At 67.5% G+C, this 17,284-nt stretch carries 13 protein-coding genes; 8 read left to right on the top strand and 5 right to left on the bottom strand.

The window, feature by feature from the left end; genetic code table 11:
• Positions 1–3 precede the first annotated feature (3 nt).
• The 3 genes from BMX85_RS22380 to BMX85_RS22370 are packed head-to-tail and all read right to left on the bottom strand — an operon-like array spanning position 4 to position 4,433.
• On the bottom strand, positions 4–2,397 hold the full coding sequence (locus tag BMX85_RS22380; protein WP_090324019.1) for an FtsX-like permease family protein: 2,394 nt from the start codon (positions 2,395–2,397) through the stop codon (positions 4–6).
• Positions 2,398–2,414: 17 nt separating this feature from the next.
• Positions 2,415–3,095, bottom strand: coding sequence for an ABC transporter ATP-binding protein (locus BMX85_RS22375; RefSeq protein WP_090324016.1), 681 nt, complete (start codon positions 3,093–3,095; stop codon positions 2,415–2,417).
• 33 nt (positions 3,096–3,128) lie between these two features.
• Positions 3,129–4,433 carry an efflux RND transporter periplasmic adaptor subunit gene (locus BMX85_RS22370; RefSeq protein WP_229210628.1) on the bottom strand — a complete coding sequence of 435 codons (1,305 nt, stop codon included), beginning with the start codon at positions 4,431–4,433 and terminating at the stop codon, positions 3,129–3,131.
• A gap of 191 nt (positions 4,434–4,624) precedes the next feature.
• Here BMX85_RS22370 and BMX85_RS22365 point away from each other — a divergent pair, with 191 nt between their 5' ends.
• Together BMX85_RS22365 and BMX85_RS22360 are read left to right on the top strand one after the other, a co-directional pair.
• On the top strand, positions 4,625–5,986 hold the full coding sequence (locus BMX85_RS22365; protein WP_090324013.1) for a sigma-54-dependent transcriptional regulator: 1,362 nt from the start codon (positions 4,625–4,627) through the stop codon (positions 5,984–5,986).
• On the top strand, positions 5,976–7,229 hold the full coding sequence (locus BMX85_RS22360; RefSeq protein WP_090324011.1) for a sensor histidine kinase: 1,254 nt from the start codon (positions 5,976–5,978) through the stop codon (positions 7,227–7,229). Before BMX85_RS22365 ends, BMX85_RS22360 begins: the two co-directional genes overlap by 11 nt.
• A gap of 21 nt (positions 7,230–7,250) precedes the next feature.
• Here BMX85_RS22360 and BMX85_RS22355 read toward each other — a convergent pair whose 3' ends face one another.
• Positions 7,251–7,703 (bottom strand): GNAT family N-acetyltransferase, encoded by a 453-nt coding sequence (locus BMX85_RS22355; protein ID WP_090324009.1) that lies wholly within the window; start codon positions 7,701–7,703, stop codon positions 7,251–7,253.
• Between the two features lie 95 nt (positions 7,704–7,798).
• The gene (locus BMX85_RS22350; protein ID WP_090324701.1) at positions 7,799–8,224 is read right to left on the bottom strand and encodes an organic hydroperoxide resistance protein; all 426 of its coding nucleotides are present in this window, start codon (positions 8,222–8,224) and stop codon (positions 7,799–7,801) included.
• 257 nt (positions 8,225–8,481) lie between these two features.
• Between BMX85_RS22350 and BMX85_RS22345 the strand changes: the two genes are divergently transcribed.
• The 6 genes from BMX85_RS22345 to BMX85_RS22320 all read left to right on the top strand — a co-directional run bounded on the left by BMX85_RS22345 (position 8,482) and on the right by BMX85_RS22320 (position 17,284).
• A complete protein-coding gene (locus BMX85_RS22345) occupies positions 8,482–8,865 on the top strand; it encodes a BlaI/MecI/CopY family transcriptional regulator (protein ID WP_090324006.1) in 384 nt (127 codons plus the stop codon).
• A complete protein-coding gene (blaOXA, locus tag BMX85_RS22340; protein WP_090324004.1) occupies positions 8,862–10,637 on the top strand; it encodes a class D beta-lactamase in 1,776 nt (591 codons plus the stop codon). The genes BMX85_RS22345 and blaOXA overlap by 4 nt, the downstream gene beginning before the upstream one ends.
• A 17-nt stretch (positions 10,638–10,654) precedes the next feature.
• Positions 10,655–11,530: a subclass B3 metallo-beta-lactamase gene (gene bla, locus BMX85_RS22335; RefSeq protein ID WP_229210627.1), complete on the top strand. Its 876-nt coding sequence runs from the start codon at positions 10,655–10,657 to the stop codon at positions 11,528–11,530.
• Positions 11,531–11,604: 74 nt separating this feature from the next.
• Positions 11,605–13,710, top strand: coding sequence for a TonB-dependent siderophore receptor (locus tag BMX85_RS22330; protein ID WP_177196859.1), 2,106 nt, complete (start codon positions 11,605–11,607; stop codon positions 13,708–13,710).
• A complete protein-coding gene (locus BMX85_RS22325; protein ID WP_090323998.1) occupies positions 13,707–16,145 on the top strand; it encodes a PepSY domain-containing protein in 2,439 nt (812 codons plus the stop codon). Before BMX85_RS22330 ends, BMX85_RS22325 begins: the two co-directional genes overlap by 4 nt.
• A gap of 89 nt (positions 16,146–16,234) precedes the next feature.
• Positions 16,235–17,284, top strand: a complete 1,050-nt coding sequence (locus BMX85_RS22320; RefSeq protein ID WP_229210626.1) for a serine hydrolase domain-containing protein — start codon at positions 16,235–16,237, stop codon at positions 17,282–17,284.

Raw genomic sequence — 17,284 nt, 5'->3', positions numbered from 1 at the left:
TTTCTAGTCGCGCAGCGCCATCGCCGGCGACATGCGCAGTGCCGTCAATGTGTGTCGCGTGGTGGCCAGCAGGGCGACCAGCGCCGCCATCGCCAGCGCCGCCGCCAGCGTCCACATGCCGATCGGCGCGCGCTCGGTATAGCCGGCGAGATAGCGTTCGATCGCCAGCGCCGCCAGCGGCAACCCGATCAACGCGCCGGCGCCGATCAGCGACAGGAACTCGCGGCCCATCATCATTGCGATATCGCGCCGCCGCGCGCCATGCAGCTTGCGCATGACGATTTCGCGCCGGCTGCGCTGAACGCTGTAGGCCGACAGCACGTAGATGCCGAAGGCCGCCAGCGCGATCGCCACCACGCTGGTGGTGGCCAGGATGCGCACCAGGCGCGCATCGTCGGTATAAGGTTCGGCCAGCACCGCCTCTTGCGTCGCGATCTCCAGGATGTCGTCCGGGAAGTGGCGGCGCCATACCGGCTCGATCGCGTCGTAGGCGTCGGCCACGCGGCCGTCGGTGCGGACCGACAGCACGCCGGCCGGCCGGATGCCATAGATGATCGCCTTGGCCGGCTGGCGCAATCCCTGGAAGCGGATGTCCGGCGCGATGCCATTGATCCGCAGCCCGCTCGCTGTCGCCTGGCCCACCGCATCTTGTGGCGAGGCATATCCGAGCGCCAGCGCGCCGGCCTGGTTCAGCACCACGCCGCCCAGGTTCTTGGTGTCGTTGGGATCGTGCGCGGGGTTGAACAGCTGCCCATGCAGCGCGCGTATCCGGTGCACCTCGAACCAGTTGGGCGAGACGTACTTGGCCTCCATCGGGATCTCCCTGCCGTCCCTGGCGACGACGATGCTGACCAGTTTCAGGCCGTCGCGTCCCACCGCCTCCGAAATCGCGGCCACGGCCTCGACTCCCTGCACGCGCCGCAGCTGTTCGATGAAGGCGGTGGCGGCCGGCTTGCCCTCGGCGCCGTCGGGCAGCGGCACGGTGAGCAGATTGGCGGAGTCGAAACCGGGCGAGGCGTGGCTGGCAAACCAGGTCTGCCAGCCTACCGCCAGCGCCGTCGCGCCGAGCGTCATCGCGCTGGCGAATTGCAGCACGGTGAGCACGCGGCGCACCCACAGGCCGGCCACCGTCTCGCTGTTGCCGCGTCCCGCCAGCGACGCCCCGGGCAGCGAACGCAGGGCGATCCAGGCCGGATAGGCGCCGGCGCAAACGCCGATGACAACCCCGAACGCCAGCGCGATCGCGCAGCGCAGCGGTGTGAACATGCCGTCCAGTTGGCGGTTCACCATGTCCGAGAAAATCGGCAGCAGCAGCCACGCCAGCATCAGTCCCACGATGGTCGCGATCGACGCGGTCAGTACCGCTTCGCTGAGGAACTGGCGCACCAGCCGTCCGGCGCTGGCGCCGAGCAGTTTGCGCAGGCCGATCTCGCGCTGGCGGCGCGAGGTGCGCACGGTGGCCAGGTTGACGTAGTTGATCGCCGCCAGCAGCAGGATCAGCAAGCCGCCGGCGGCCATGCCGAACACGGTGCTTTTCTTGCCATGCCGTTGTGTAGCGCGGCTGTTGCGCAGGTCTTCGTCGAAGTAGGCGTCGCGCAGCGGCAGCAGGCGGATGTCCGAGACGTTGCGGCCATTGAGCGCGGCGCCCATCGGGCCGGCCTTGACGCGCTGGTTCATCGGCGACTTCTCGGTGGCGTCCTGCAGCAGCGCGGCCAGCGCCTCCATCGAGGCGCCGGGTTTGAGCTTCATGTAGACGGTGCCGCGCGCCCAATTAGAAAATGCGGTCGCGCGTTCAGACCATGCGCTGCTGGTGCTGCCGATCAACGCCTCGTAAAGCTGGCTGGAGTTGGCCGGCGGGTCGGGCAGCAGCGCGCGCACCTGCAGTACGTTGTCGCCGACGTTGACGCTGCGCCCCAGCGCCGGCGCCTCGCCGAACAATTTGCGGGCGGCCTTGCGCGTCAGCGCCAGGCCGTCCGGCTGCGTCAGCGCCGCGTGCAGATCGCCCTCGGACGCGGAAATGCCGAACAGCGGGCCAAAGGCCGGATCGACCACGCTCAAGTCCATCGCGTGCAGCCGGCCGTCCGCGCGCAGCGGCTTGTCGATTCCCCGGACGATGGTGGCCTGCTCGACCAGGCCGCTGGCCAGGGCGATATCGCGCAGCGGCAGGTAGCCGATGGTCTGCCACTCCGGCCGGGGGAAAACATTGATGCGCTGCTTGACCGTGACCAGCCGCCCGTTGTCGGGCACATTGCTGTCGTAGTTCAGGCAGAAGGCGACAAAGCCGAACAGCAGGAAGCAGGCGGCGAAGCCGATCGCCAGCCCGCCGGTGACGACGATGGAGTAGGCCGGCTGTTGCAGCAGAAGGCGCCAGCCGATGCGAAAATCGCGCAGGTTCATGCGGGCGATCCTGACGCTTAAGCGGCTTGCAGGGCGTCGACCATGATGCGGCCGTCCAGCAGGTTGATGGTGCGCGAGGCTTGCGCGGCGTGGTCCGGCGAGTGCGTCACCATCACCACGGTCGTGCCCTCGGCGTTGATCTCGCGCAGTAGTCGCATGACCTCGTCGCCGTGCGCGGTATCCAGATTACCGGTCGGTTCATCGGCCAGCAGCACGGCGGGACCGGCCACCAGCGCGCGCGCGATCGCCACCCGCTGTTGCTGGCCGCCCGACAGCTGCGACGGACGGTGCGCTGCACGGTGGCCCACACCGAGCTTGTCGAGCATCGCGGTGACGCGTTGGCGCCGCTCGCGCGCCGGCGTGCCGTTGTATTCGAGCGCCAGTTCGACGTTTTCGAACACGGTCAGCTCCTCGATCAGGTTGAAACTCTGGAAAATGAAGCCGATGCGGCCGCGCCGCAGCTGGTTCAGTTTCGATTCGCTCCAGCCGGCGACGTTGCGGCCTTCGAACCAGTATTCGCCGTGGTTGGGCGTGTCGAGCAGTCCCAGGATGCCCAGCATGGTCGATTTGCCGCAGCCGGACGGTCCGGTGATGGCGACATATTCGCCCGCCTCGATCTCCAGGTCGATGCGGTCCAGGGCCGTGGTCTGGATTTCGCCTGCCTGGTGGATTTTGCTGATGCCGACGAGTTTGAGCATGTGGGTTAGCCTTTTGGTGGTGTGGATGTGAATTTACTGCGTAATCTGCAACCTGGGTGAATTTCCGTAGGCGGCGTAGCTGGACAGGATCACCTTGTCGCCGGCCGCCAGGCCTTCGAGCACCTCGATCTGGCTGTTGTTGCGGCGGCCGATGCGCACCGCGCGGCGCTGCGCGCCACGGCCGCCCGCGTCGACCACGTACACCCAGGCGCCGCCGCTGTCGTTGATGAAGGCGCCGTTGGGCAGCAGCAGCGCCGGCGCCGGCTCGCCCAGCGTGATGCGCGCGTCCAGGCTCTGGCCGGGGTTGAGCACCGGCGGCTGGCCGTCCTTGAACACCATTTCGACCGTGAAGCGGCCTTCCTTGATCTGCGGGTAGATGGTGCTGATGTCGGCGGCATAGCTTTTGTCGTCCTGTTTGACGCTGCCCTTGCGGCCGACCGCCATGCGATTGAGGTAGTACTCGTCGACGCTGGCCGAGAGCTTGAAGCGCACCGGATCGTCGATGCGACCGATGTTTTTGCCGGTGGCGATCGATTCGCCCACCTGCAGGCGGAAATTGGTGAGCCGGCCCTCGACCGGCGCGCGCACGGCCAGCGCATCGACGGTGCCGGAGACCAGTTTCAGGCCCGAGTTCAGGCCGTCGATGGCGCTTTCGAGCTGCTGCGCGGCGGCGCTGCGCACCTTGTCCTCGGTGCTCGATGCGCGCTGCTCGTTGGCCAGCTGGCGTTGTTGTTGATCGAGCTTGTCGGCCGACTCCTCCAGCGCGACGCTCGAGATGAAGCCCTGCGCGGCCAGCCGCGCGTTGCGCTGGTGCTGCTTGCGCGCCTGGTCCACCTCGAATCGCAGCTCGTCGAGCCGGCGCCGGTGGTCGCTGGCGCTGGACTCCTGCGCCACGCGCAGGTTGGACAGGTTGAAGATGCTGACCGCGTGCTCCGATTGCCGCGCCAGCAGTTCCAGGTTGCGCTGCGGGTTGGAGATGCGGAACAGCAGCTGGCCTTTTTTGACCAGCGCCCCGTCGCTTGCCAGCACCTCCTCGACGCGGCCCGATTCCACCGAATCGAGGATGACGGAGTTGAGCGGTTCGGCGTTGGCGCGCACCACGATTTCGTCGACGAAAACGCCGCGCGCGGCCTGGCCGATGCGCAGGTCCGCGCCCTCGATCCGCAAGCCGCGCGGCATCCACGACCACAGCGCGTAGCCGGCGGCGGCCGCCGCCAGCACCGAGGCGACCGCGATGGCGATGGCTCTCCCGCGCCGGCGCGGCACCACGGTGTCCATCGCGGCGCCGCTGGCCGGCAGGCCCGGATGCGGCTGGTCGGTATTTTTTTTGATCTGCATGCAGGCCTATGAGCAAAGGACGTGCCACGCGTGTAAACCGGCGATACAAGGGCATTTGGCGTGCGCGCGGCACGCAGGTGTTCAATATCGAACACCGGGCGATGTTCGGAACTGGACATCCGCATCCAGCGCGCCCCGCCCGGCCGGTTTTCCCTTGTCCGCAGCCTCTCCGGCGCTGCTAGAATGCCTGCATGTCCGCCTACGTACTGATACTCGATGATGATCCCGACGTCGCCACCGCCGCGCAGTTGCTGCTGCGGCGGCGCCATGGGCAGGTCGTCACGCTCTGCGATCCCGCCGGCTTGCCCGCGCTGCTGGCGCGGGGCGTGCCCGACGTGGTGCTGCTCGACCTGAATTTCACGCCCGGTTGCATCAACGGCGCCGAGGGCCTGGCGCTGCTCGACGTGTTGCGCGCCCAGGGACGGCCGCCGGCGGTGATCGCGATGACGGCGTACGCCGACGTGCCGCTGGCGGTCGAGGCGCTCAAGCGCGGCGCCGGCGATTTCATCACCAAGCCGTGGGACAACGCGCGGCTGGTGGCGGCCGTCGACCAGGCGCTGGCGCGCCGCGCTGCGTTGCGCGGATCGTCGGCCGCCGCGCCGGAGCTGATGGGCGAGTCGGGCGCGATGCGCGAACTGAAGGCGCTGATCGGCAGCGTGGCGCCGACCGAGGCCAATGTGATGGTGCTCGGCGAGAACGGCGTCGGCAAGGAGCTGGTGGCGCGCGCCATCCACGCGCTGTCGCGCCGCGCGGCCGGCACGCTGCTGGCGGTGGACATGGGCGCGCTGCCGGAATCGACTTTCGAGAGCGAGTTGTTCGGCCACCGCAAAGGCTCGTTCACGGACGCCAAATCCGACCGCGCGGGGCGCTTCCAGGCGGCGCGCGGCGGATCGCTGTTCCTCGACGAAATCGGCAATATGCCGCTGGCGGCGCAGGCCAAGTTGCTGACCGCGCTGGAGCGGCGCGAGGTTACGCCGATCGGCGCCGACAAGCCGGAGGCGATCGACGTGCGCATCATCAGCGCCACCAATCTGGACGAGGCACGCCTGTTCGATGCCTCGGTCTTCCGGCCGGATCTGCTGTTCCGTCTCAATACCATCGTGATCCGGGTGCCGCCGCTGCGCGAGCGGCGCGAGGACATTCCCTTGCTGCTCTCGCACTACCTGAAGCTGTACGAGCTGCAGTACCAGCGGCCGGTGCGCGAGGTGGCCGGCATGGCGATCGACAGCCTGCGGCGGCACGATTGGCCCGGCAACGTGCGCGCGCTGCGCCACGCGTGCGAGCGCGCCGTCATCCTCGGACAGGGGACGGAGTATGCCTTGAACGATTTCGGCCTCGGTGCGGGGTCCCCGGTGGCGGCCACCGCCAATATCGTCGGCGCCGCCGAAGGCGCCGCGCTCGCCGTCCCCGGCGACATGACGCTCGAGGCCCTCGAGCGTGAAGCCATCGCCGGCACGCTGGCGCAGTTCAACGGCAATATCAGCCACGCCGCCAAAACGCTCGGCATCAGCCGCGCCGCCTTGTACCGCAAGCTTGGCAAACATGGCATCTGAGCGCGCGCTCAAGTCGGGGATCGCGGCCAGCGTGCTCGCATTGATGGCGCTGGCCGCCGCGGCGGACGCCTTGTCCGCCACGCCGGAGCCGCGCCGCGTCGTGTTGTGCGCGATGCTTGCGCTGGCCCCGCTCTGCGCGCTGTGGCAATGTGTGCGAAAACTCGGCCCGCGCGTGCCGCGCATGGAGCCGCACGGCGCCAGCGCAGACACGGCCGCCGGTCCCCGGCAGAACGAACTGGCCGCCAGCGTGCTGGCGCTGGAGGCGCGGCTGGAGCACGCGCCCATCGCGCTGTTCCGCATCATGCACGCCAGCGGCGCCGGCCAGGTCGCGCCGCTCAACGCCAGCGCGCGCAGGCTGCTGGCGCCGGGCCGCGCCAGCGCGCCGCAGGATCTGCACGAGCTGCTGGCGGCGCAGCCGGTCGGCCAGCGCAGGTTGATCACTTTCGACACCGAACGCGGTGGCGAACGCGCGCTCGTCGCCATTTCCGCGTTGTCGGTGCAGGGTTGCGCGCAGCGCCTGGCGGCGCTGATGCCGGTGGAAAGCGAGCTGGAAGCCGAGGCCCTGAACGCCTGGCGCGAGCTGGTGCAAGTGCTGACGCACGAGATCATGAATTCCCTGACGCCGGTGGCCTCGCTGTCGCGCACCGCCTGCGGCCTGCTCGATGAAGCCAGTTCCGGGCTGCCGGCCGATATCCACGCCGACCTGGGTATCGCGCTGGACGCCATCGCCCGCCGCGCCGCCAGCCTGGTCGACTTTGTCGGCAGCTACCGCAGCCTGTCGACGGTGCCGCAGGCGCAGCCGCAGCGGGTGCGGTTGGAGGAGTTGTTCGAGCGCTTGTCCGCGCTGCTGGCGCCGCAGTGGCAGGCGCTAGGCGGGAAGGTGGAGTTTTCGGTGGAGCCGGCGTCGCTGGAGGTGATGATCGATCCGGGACAGCTGGAGCAAGCGCTGATCAACCTTCTCAAGAACGCGGCCGAGGCCATGGCCGGCGGCGCGCGCCCGCCGCGCGCGGCGGTGAGCGCGCGCCTGAGCCGCGGCAGCCGGTTGCGCATCGAGGTGGCCGACAATGGGCCCGGTGTGCCGGAAGCGCTGGCCGCGCACATCTTCACGCCGTTCTTTTCGACGAAAAAACAGGGCAGGGGAATCGGACTGGCGATGGTGCGCCACCTGGTGCATGCCAATGGCGGCACCGTGCGCTACGCGCGCTCGGTCGGCGCGGGCGCGCGCTTCATGCTGACGTTTTAAGGCCCGTTCCCAGGGCGCACTTCAGCGCAGCATATCGATGTGCATGATACCGTCTTCGTCATACGGCTCCGTGACGGTTTGAAAGCCGAAGCTTGCGTAGAATTTTTCCAGGTGGGCCTGGGCGCCGATACGGAAGCGGTGGCCGGGATGCAGCGCCTCGGCCAGCGGAATGGCCTTGGCCAGCAGCTCGCGGCCGATGCCGCTGCCGCGCGCGGCGCGGGTGGTCAACACGCGGCCCAGCGACATCTCGTCGTACTTCAAACCGGGCGGCAGGCAGCGCAAATAGGCGACCAGCGTGCGCTTGCCGTCGATCTCGCGCCACGCCATCAGATGGTGGCTGTCCAAATCGTAGCCGTCGATATCGGGATACAAACAGGTTTGCTCGAGGATGAACACGTCCTGGCGCTGGCGCAGCACCTCGTACCAGTCGTTGCGGGGGATGTCGTCAAAGCCCAGCCAATGCCACTCAATCATTGCGTTTCTCTGTAAGGGATGAACGACGATTGTAATGCAGAAGGCCGGCGCTGGTGGGCGCCGGCCTCGGGACCGTCAATCGCGGAGTGGGGCGATTACAGAATGGTCAGGGTCACGTCGATGTTGCCACGGGTGGCGTTCGAGTAAGGGCACACGATGTGGGCGGCGTCGACCAGCTTCTGCGCGCTCTCGCGGTCCAGGCCTGGCAGCGCGATTTTCAGTTCCACTTCGATGCCGAAACCGGTAGGAATCGGGCCGATGCCGACCGTGCCTTCGATCGAGACGTCCGCCGGCAGGGCGATCTTGTCGCGGCCGCTGACGAATTTCAGCGCGCCCAGGAAGCAGGCCGAGTAGCCGGCCGCGAACAGCTGTTCAGGGTTGGTGCCGACGGCGCCGGCGCCGCCGAGTTCTTTCGGGGTGGTCAGTTTGACGTCGAGCACGCCGTCGGAGGAGACGGCTTTGCCTTCACGGCCACCGGTGGCTTTGGCGGTTGCGCGGTACAGTACTTTTTCGATCGACATGATGAATTCCTTTTCAGTTAGGTTGACGTGCACATTATTAAATCTAACAAACTATCTAATCGCTAGCGATCTACCATTCATTGCGACAGCTTGCTAATCTACTACGCTTCGCTGCTGTTTGCAGCGCCGATGTGAGAACTATACATAGTACGCGATTAAATAGCAAGCTATTTTACTAGAATATTTTTTCGTTCGGCCATATTGACGGCCTTGTGACGAGTGTCGCACAATGGTGGCACTAGTCACACAAGGCCCCCATGACCATTCCCTCGATCACCGAACTGACCGTGCTGAAAGCGCTGTGGAAGCAGCAGCCGTTGAGCGCGCGCGAAATCCACCAGCACATAGAAGACGAGCTCGGCTGGTCTTTTTCATCCACCCGCAAGACGCTCGAGCGCATGCTGGACAAGGGTTCGCTGCGCCAGCACACCGTGCACGGCGTGCAAGTCTATACGGCGGTGCTGGAGAAAGTCGGCACCTTGGCCGCGTTCGCGCGTGATTTCGGCCAGCGGGTGATGGAGATGGACGGCCCGCTGCCCGTCAATATGTTCACCGGCAGCAAGCTGGTCGACGATGACGAGCTGGCGCAGCTCGAACAAATGCTGAAGGACTGGCCCGACGAGCCGGACACCGCGCCATGAGTTTCGACGAGCTGCTGATCTACCGGTTCTTGCTGGCCTGCGCCGGCTGCCTGGCCGCCGGCCTGGGCGCATGGGCCATGCTGTCGGTGATGAGCCGGCGGCTGCCCGCGCTGGCGTCGCAACGCTCGATCTGGCTGCTGGGCCAGGCCACCGTCGCCGCCGCCTTCCTGGTGGTGCTGCTGCCGCACAGCGAGCGCTTGCGCGTGGTGCCGCAAATCGAATTGCCGAATGCCGTCGCGGCGGCCGCGCCCGCGCCGGGCAAGCCGACGCCGTCGGCCGCCGCGACGGGCGCCGAGTGGGCGACGGACATGCGGCCGGCGGCGCGGTCCTGGCTGGCCGTCGGCGCCAGCGCGTGGCTGGCGGTGTACCTGGCGGGCCTCGGCCACGCGGCGTACCGGCTGTTGAAGGCGGGGCGCTTCCTGCGCGGTTTGTCGGCATCCGGCAGCAGCGTTCCCGGCGCGCTGGCCGGCGGCGCCGAAGTGATCGAGGTGGACGCGCCGATCTCGCCGATGTTGTACGGATTTTTCCGCGCCCGCCTGCTGCTGCCCAGGCATCTGTGCGGCTTCGATCCGCTGCAGCGGCAAATGATGATCGAGCACGAAGTGACCCATTTGCGCCGGCGCGACCTGCAATGGATGGCCGCCGGCCTGCTGCTGCAAACGCTGTTCTGGTTCAATCCCTTCATGCGGCTGCTGCGCGGGCGCTTGTCGTGGGCGCAGGAGCTGGGCTGCGACCGCGAGGTGCTGCGCGGGCGTCCGCCGGCCCAGCGCAAGGCCTACGCGGCGGCGCTGCTGGCGCAGTTGAAGATGCAGGGGGACGGCGTCGAGACGGCGCTCGCTTTCGGCAGCGCCGGCGCGCGCCAGCTGGCCGTCCGCATCGGCCAGATACGCACGCCGTCCGGCGCCGGGCGTTCGCTGCGCCTGCGTCTGGGAGCGTTGGCCGGGCTGGCCGGCATCATCGTCGGCACCCTGGCGTTTCAGCCGGCGCTGGCCTGGCGCATCGACCCATTGTCGGCTGCGGCGGCGGCGTCGCGCCAGCCGTTCAGCTGCCTGACGATGAGCGACGCGGCCAGCGGCGCCACCCTGGCGAACGAAGGCCGCTGCGACGAGCGCGTGACGCCGGCGTCGACGTTCAACATCGTGGTCAGCCTGATGGGCTACGACAGCGGCATCCTGACCGACGCGCACACGCCGAGGATGCCGTTCAAGGCCGGCTATACCGACTACAACGAGTCGTGGCGGCAGGATACCGATCCGACGCTGTGGTTCAAGAATTCGGTGCTGTGGTTCGCGCAGCAGGTGACGGCGGCGCTGGGCGTGGAGCGCTTCCAGCGCTATATCGACGGCTTCGATTACGGTAACCGTGATCTGTCCGGCGACGCCGGCAAGGACAACGGCTTGTCGCTGTCGTGGGTCGGATCGAGCCTGAAGATTTCGCCGCTCGAGCAGGTGGCCTTCCTGCGCAAGATGGTGCGGCGCGAACTGCCGCTGTCGCCGCAGGCGTATGAGATGACGTCGCGGATCATGGCGCCGGTGACGCTGTCCAACGGCTGGACCGTCCAGGGCAAGACCGGGACCGCCTCGCCGGTGCGGGTCGACGGCGACGGCGCCGGCGCGCTGCAGTACGGCTGGTATGTCGGCTGGGCCAGCAAGGGCGGGCGCACCGTCGTCTTCGCGCATCTGGTGCTGGACCCCACGCGGGAGCGCGCCGGCGGCCCGCGCGCCCGCGACGCCCTGCTGCGCGAGCTGCCCGCGCGCCTGGACAAGTTTTAACAACCAAAGGAATGACGATGCAAGGTATGAAAGGTTTGATGTTGTCGGCGTTGTTTAGCGCGGGTTGCTTGGCGGCGCCGGCGATGGCCGAGAACTGGAACGATCCGCAGGAACCGTTCGCGGTGTTCGGCGACACCTATTACGTCGGTACGCGCGGCCTGAGCGCCGTGTTGATCACGTCGCCGCGGGGCCACATCCTGATCGACGGCGGCAGCCCGGAATCGGCGCCGATGATCGCGCAGCATATCCGCCAGCTGGGATTCAAACTGGAGGACATCAAATTCATCCTCAACTCGCACGACCACTTCGACCACGCCGGCGGCATCAGCGAATTGCAGAAACTGTCCGGCGCGACCGTGCTGGCCAGCGTGCAGGGCGAAAAGGTGCTGCGCAGCGGCCAGCCGAGCAAGGGCGATCCGCAATACGGCGACCTGCCGTCGATGAAGCCGGTGGCCAACACGCGCGCCGTGGCCGATGGCGAAGTGGTCAAGCTCGGGCCGCTGGCGGTGACGGCGCGCTACACGCCGGGCCATACCCAGGGTGGCGTCAGCTGGACCTGGCGCTCGAGCGAGAACGGCAAGAGCGCGGCCATGGTCTACGCGGATAGCCTGAACGCGTTCACCGTCAAGCCGTTCCGCTATTCCGACTCCAAGTCGTATCCGACCGCGCTGGCCGATATCAAAAAGTCGATCGCCACCGTGGCGGCGCTCGATTGCGACATCCTGGTGTCGGCGCATCCGGGCGCCTCGGACCTGTTCGAGCGCCAGGCCGAACAGGCCAAACTTGGCAACGCGGCCTTCATCGACCGCCAGGCGTGCCGCGACTATGCGCAGGCGGGCGCCGAGCGGCTGAATAAAACGCTGGCGGCGGAGGAAGCGGGGGGCAAGAGGTAACGGGAATTGATAATCATTCTCATTATCTAGTAAAATGACGGCATCCTTTCAATTTGATGCCTTCTGGTCCACCCATGTCCGAGTTTCGCCTGATTCCGCTCTACCTCGCGCTGTGCGCCGCTTTTCCGGCCGCCGCGCTGGCCCAGGAGGGCGATGAAAAAATCCTGCAGACCGTCAAAGTGACGGCCGCGCGGGCCGACGGCTTCGTGCCGACGACGGTGGAAGCGGGCAGCTTCCGGGGCGCCGACATCATGGAAGTGCCGTCGACCGTCAACGTCGTCACGCGCGAGGTGCTGGAGCTGCAGGCGGCCGGCGGCTTGTACGACGCGCTGCGCAACACGGCCGGCGTCACGCGCCAGCAAAACGGCGGCGAGACCTGGGACCAGCTGGTCATCCGCGGCATCGCGGTGGAGAACCGCACCAACTATCGCCTCAACGGTTCGCTGCCGATCATGAATTTCGGCCAGGTGCCGATGGAGGACAAGGAGCGTGTCGAAGTATTGAAGGGCGCGACCGCCTTGTACTACGGCTTCACGTCGCCGGCCGGCGTGGTCAACTTCGTCACCAAGCGCGCCGGCGCCACGCCGGTGACCACCGTGGGCATGACGGTCGACCAGAACGGCACGGCGGTCGCCAGCGCCGACGTCGCGCGCCGCTTCGGCGAGCAGCAGCAGGTCGGCGTGCGTGTCAACGCCGCTGGCGGCACCTTGGCCAGCTATCTGGACGATGTCGGCAACGGCAACCGCCGCTTCGTGTCGGCGGCGCTGGATTGGCGCGTCAACCCGCGCCTGCGCCTGGCGGCCGACCTGGAATACGACAAGCGCCGCGTCACCGAACAGGTGGGCGTGACCCTGCCGACCGCCGTCAACGGCGTCATCACGCTGCCGCGCAGCGTCGATCCGAAGCGCCTGGTCGGCCCGGACTGGGCCAGATTCGAGACCGAAACCAAGAACGCGCTGCTGCGCGCCGACTATGCGCTGAGCGACGACTGGGCGCTCACCGTCGAAGGCGGCCACTCGGAAACGGCGCGCGACCGCGCGCTGCCGATCTTCCGCTTCACGAACAACGCCGCCATCGCCACCGGCGCCGGCCGCATCACCGGCAACCTGCAACACAGCGTGCTCGATTCGACCATGCTGCGCGCCGAGTTGGCGGGCACCGTGACCACCGGCCCGGTCAAGCATGACGTCACTTTCGGCGTGAACCGCACCGACAAGGGACAGGACCCGATCTACCAGGCCACCTTCACGATCCCGTCGCAGAATTTGTACAACCCGACGCCGGTCGCCAGCTACACCGTCGGCGCCTATCCCGCCACGCCGACCACCGCCGGCCTGGAGACGCGCGACTCGGGCGCCTACGCGATCGACCGCATGACCTTCTCGCCGAACTGGCAGGCCGTCGCCGGCGTGCGCAGCGTGAAGTACAAGAGCGACCAGGGCGCCAGCCACTATGACGTGAGCAAGACCACGCCGATGGCGGCGCTGATCTACAAATATACCGACGACCTGTCGTTCTACGTGTCCGGTTCGCAGGGACTGGAGGAGGGCGAGACCGCGCCGACCGGCACCGCCAACGCCAACGACCGCCTGGCGCCCGGCGTGAGCCGCCAGAAGGAGCTGGGCGCGCGCTGGCGCATGCCGGGCGCCGGCGGCACCCTGGTGCAGGCTTCGCTGTTCGAGATCAATCGCCCCGGCTACTACACCAACGCCGCCAACATTTACAGCGCCGATGGCGAGCAGCACTTCCGTGGCGTGGAGTTGTCCACCCAGGGCAGGCTGACGCCGCGTTTGTCGTGGCAGACCTCGGCCCAGTTCATCGATGCGGAATTCCGCGACATTGGCGCGGCCTACAACGGCAAGCTGCCGGAGAACGCCGCCAAGCGCACCGCCAGCGCCTTCCTGGCCTATGAACTGGACGCGGTGCCCGGCCTGTCGCTCAACGGCGGCGCGTATTACACCGGCAGCCGCCCGGTCAACGATTTGAACCAGGCCTTCCTCGGCGGCGCCACCTTGTTCAGCGCCGGCGCCCGCTATGTGACGACGGTCATGGGCAAGCGCACCAGCGTGCAGCTCAATGTGGAAAACGCGGGCGGCAAGGAATACTGGGCCGGCGCGGGCACGCGCCTGAGTTCCGGCGCGCCGCGTCTGATTAAACTTGGCGTGAAGGTCGATCTGTGAAAAAACTCTGGTTCCAGCTGCACTGGTTTGTCGGCATCACCGCCGGCACGATCCTGATACTGATCGGGCTCACCGGCGCCATCCTCGCGTTCCGCGAAGAGATACTGGACCTGTTGAATCCGGGCGTGATACACGTGCCGGTGGACGCGTCGGCGCCCGTGCTGGCGCCGCCGCGGATCGCGCAGGCGACCAAACTGCTGCATCCGGAGGCGCGCATCACCGGCATCATCGTCTACACCGAACCCGGTACCACCGCGCGCGTGACCATGGCGCCGGCGCCCGGCGCCGAACATGGCGAAACGATTTATCTCAATCCGTACACCGGTGCGCTGCTGCCGCCGCTGCATTACGACGAGGTTTTCGAGTGGGTGGAGTCGCTGCACCGCCACCTGCTGCTGCCGCGCGACGTCGGCCGCATCGTGCTGGGCATCCTGGCGATCTGCCTTCTGGGGCTGTCGCTGAGCGGCCTGTATCTGCGCTGGCCGCGCCGCGCGCTGGACTGGCGCACCTGGCTGACCTTCGACACCCGCCTCAAAGGCCGATCCTTCCTGTGGGGGCTGCACTCGGTGGCCGGCACCTGGGCGCTGGTGGCGTACGTGGTCTTTACATTGACCGGTTTGTACTGGAGCTTCGATGTGTTGCGCGACACGGTCGACGGCTGGCTGGGCACCACCCGTCCGCCGCGCGTGGCCACCGCGCCGAAGCCGAAAGGCGTCAAGCCGCCGAAGGCCGCCGCCGAGCAGCCCGACCTCGCCGCAAGCTGGGCGACCTTCCAGCAGGCCGCGCCGGATTGGAAGATGGCCTTCCTGCGGCCGCCGGAGCGCGCCACCCAGCCGCTCCAGATCCTGTGGGTGGCCAACGACGCGCCGCATGTGCGCGCGCGCGGCCGCATGTCGGTCAACCAGCAGACCGGCGTCATCATCAAGAACGAGCCGTATCGCGGCATGACGATCGGCGCGCGCGCGCAGTCGACCATTTATCCGCTGCATCTGGGGACGTATTTCGGCTTGCCCGGCCGTCTGTTCATGTTCCTTACCAGTCTGGCGCTGCCGGGCTTCGCGATCACCGGCTGGATGTTGTACCTGAACCGCCGACGCCAGAAACGCATCGCGCAAGCCGAGCGGGCGCAGTTCGCCGCCGCCGCTGCCAACGTCGCCGATGACGCTCTTGAGCCGGTGCTGATGGCCTACGCCAGCCAGACCGGCCAGGCCGAGCGGCTGGCGCTGCAAAGCGCGGCGGCCCTGCAGAAGGCCGGTGTGCCGGTCCACGTGCATTCGCTGGAAAAACTGACGCCGCCGCAGCTGGTCAAGTACCGGCGCGCGCTGTTCGTCGCCAGCAGCTTCGGCGAAGGCGAACCGCCGGACGGCGCGCGCCGCTTCAGCCGCCTGCTGCAAACGGCGGCGGAGGAGCTGGCGCACATGCAGTACGCGGTGCTGGCGCTGGGCGACCGCAATTATGTGCAGTTCTGCGGCTTCGGCCAGACGCTGGACCAGCGCCTGCGCGTGATGGGCGCGCGTCCGCTGCATCCGATGATCGAAGTCGACAACGGCGACGCCGGCGCCCTGGCGCGCTGGTCGCACACCTTGCGTGAGCTGATCGGCGGCGATTCGGCCGAGGTGTCGCTGTCGGCGGCGGTGGCGGAGTCGGACTATACCAACTGGACGCTGATGGAGCGCGAGCTGCTCAACCCCGGCAGCGTCGGCGACGGGCTGTACGAAATCACGCTGTGCGCCGGCGATGCGGAAGCCGCCGCCAACTGGCAACCGGGCGCGCTGGTCGACGTCTGGCCGGGCCACTACACGCCGGCCGGCGCCAGCGACGCGCAGCGCCAGGCCATCGCGCCGCGCCGCTATTCGCTGGCGTCGCTGCCGTCCGACGGCGGCATGCAGCTGCTGGTGCGCCAGGTCAAACATGAACGGGGCCTGGGCCTGGCCTCCGGCTGGCTGACGGCGCAGGCTGCGCCGGGCGACGCGGTGCGCGTGCGCCTGGTGGCCAATCCCTCTTTCGACGCGCATCCGCAGCCGCTGCCGAGCATCTACATCGGTAACGGTTCCGGCATGGCCGGCCTGCGCTCGCATCTGCGCGCGCGCGTACGCGGCGGCGTGCGCCGCAACTGGCTGATTTTCGGCGAGCGCCAGCGCGAGTTCGACAGCATTTGCGCCGACGAGCTTCGCGATTACCGCGAGCGCGGTTTCCTGCCGGAGCTGGACCTGGTGTTCTCGCGCGACGTCTCCGGCGGCGAGTACGTGCAGGACCGCATGCGCACCAAGGCCGACACCTTGCGCGCCTGGATCGCCGAGGGCGCCGTGCTGTATGTCTGCGGCAGTTTGCAGGGCATGGCCGGCGGCGTCGAGGCCGCGCTGGAGGAAATCATCGGCCGCGCCGCGCTCGACGATCTGATCGAGACGAGCCGCTATCGCCGCGATGTATACTGAGGACCGCGGCCGGGTGCTAGCCGCCTCACTTCAATTTGAACGACGGGTGGCCTATGCGCGGAACTCTTGTTTCCTTGATGTTGGCGGGCGTGACGACGACCCCCATGGCGGCCGAGGAATGGGGCTACGCCACGCCCTCCGACGCCGGCCTCGATCCGCGCTCGCTGGAGGCGATGGACGCGGCGGTGCGCAAGGGCGACTTCAAGCAGATCACTAGCATTCTGATCGCCAGCGACGGTAAGCTGGTGTACGAGGCCTACTTCGACGCCGGGGGCGAGGCCGCCCTGCGCAACACGCGCTCCGTGACCAAGAGCGTGACCGACATGCTGGTGGGGATCGCGATCGACAAGGGCAGCCTGTCCGGCGTGGCGGCGCCGGTGTTCGACTTCTTCCCCGAGCGGCAGCCGGTGCGTTATCCCGACCCGCGCAAGGCCAGGATCACCATCGAAGACTTGCTGAGCATGAGTTCCATGCTCGAATGCGACGATCAAAACCAGTACTCGCGCGGCAACGAGGAAAGCATGTACCTGATCGAGGACTGGACCCAGTTCGCGCTGGACCTGCCGATCAGGGGCTTCCCCGCCTGGACGCCGAAGCCGAAGGACTCTCCCTACGGCCGCAGTTTTTCCTACTGCACCGCCGGTCCGACCTTGATGGGGCCTTTGCTGGAGAAGGCCACCGGCGAAAAAGTCGACCATTTTGCGCAACGCACGCTGTTCAACCCACTGGGCATCAGCAAACTGCAGTGGCAATACACGCCCGCCGGGACGGCGATGACCGGCGGCGGCCTGGCCTTGCGCAGCCGCGATCTGCTCAAGCTTGGCCAGCTGTATCTCGATGGCGGCGTGTGGCAGGGCAAACGCGTGATCTCCGAGCAGTGGGTGCGGCAATCGACGGCGCCGCACGTGCGGGTCGACGACAGCACCGATTATGGTTACTGGTGGTGGATCAAGCGCTATGCGCTGGAGGGCAAGACCTATCGCACGGTGATGATGCAGGGGAATGGCGGCAACAAGGTGGTGGTCATGCCGGAGCAGCGCATGGTGGCGGTCATCACGACGACCAATTTTCAGGTCCGCTCGCCGCACGCGATCACCGACAAGCTGCTGACCGATTACGTCTTCAAGGCGATGAAGTAG

The sequence above is a fragment of the Duganella sp. CF517 genome (assembly GCF_900110275.1).
Classification (GTDB): Bacteria; Pseudomonadota; Gammaproteobacteria; order Burkholderiales; family Burkholderiaceae_D; genus Rugamonas.
Note: the sequence above shows the minus strand (reverse complement) of the source record. Positions and strands in the feature narration are given on the sequence as shown.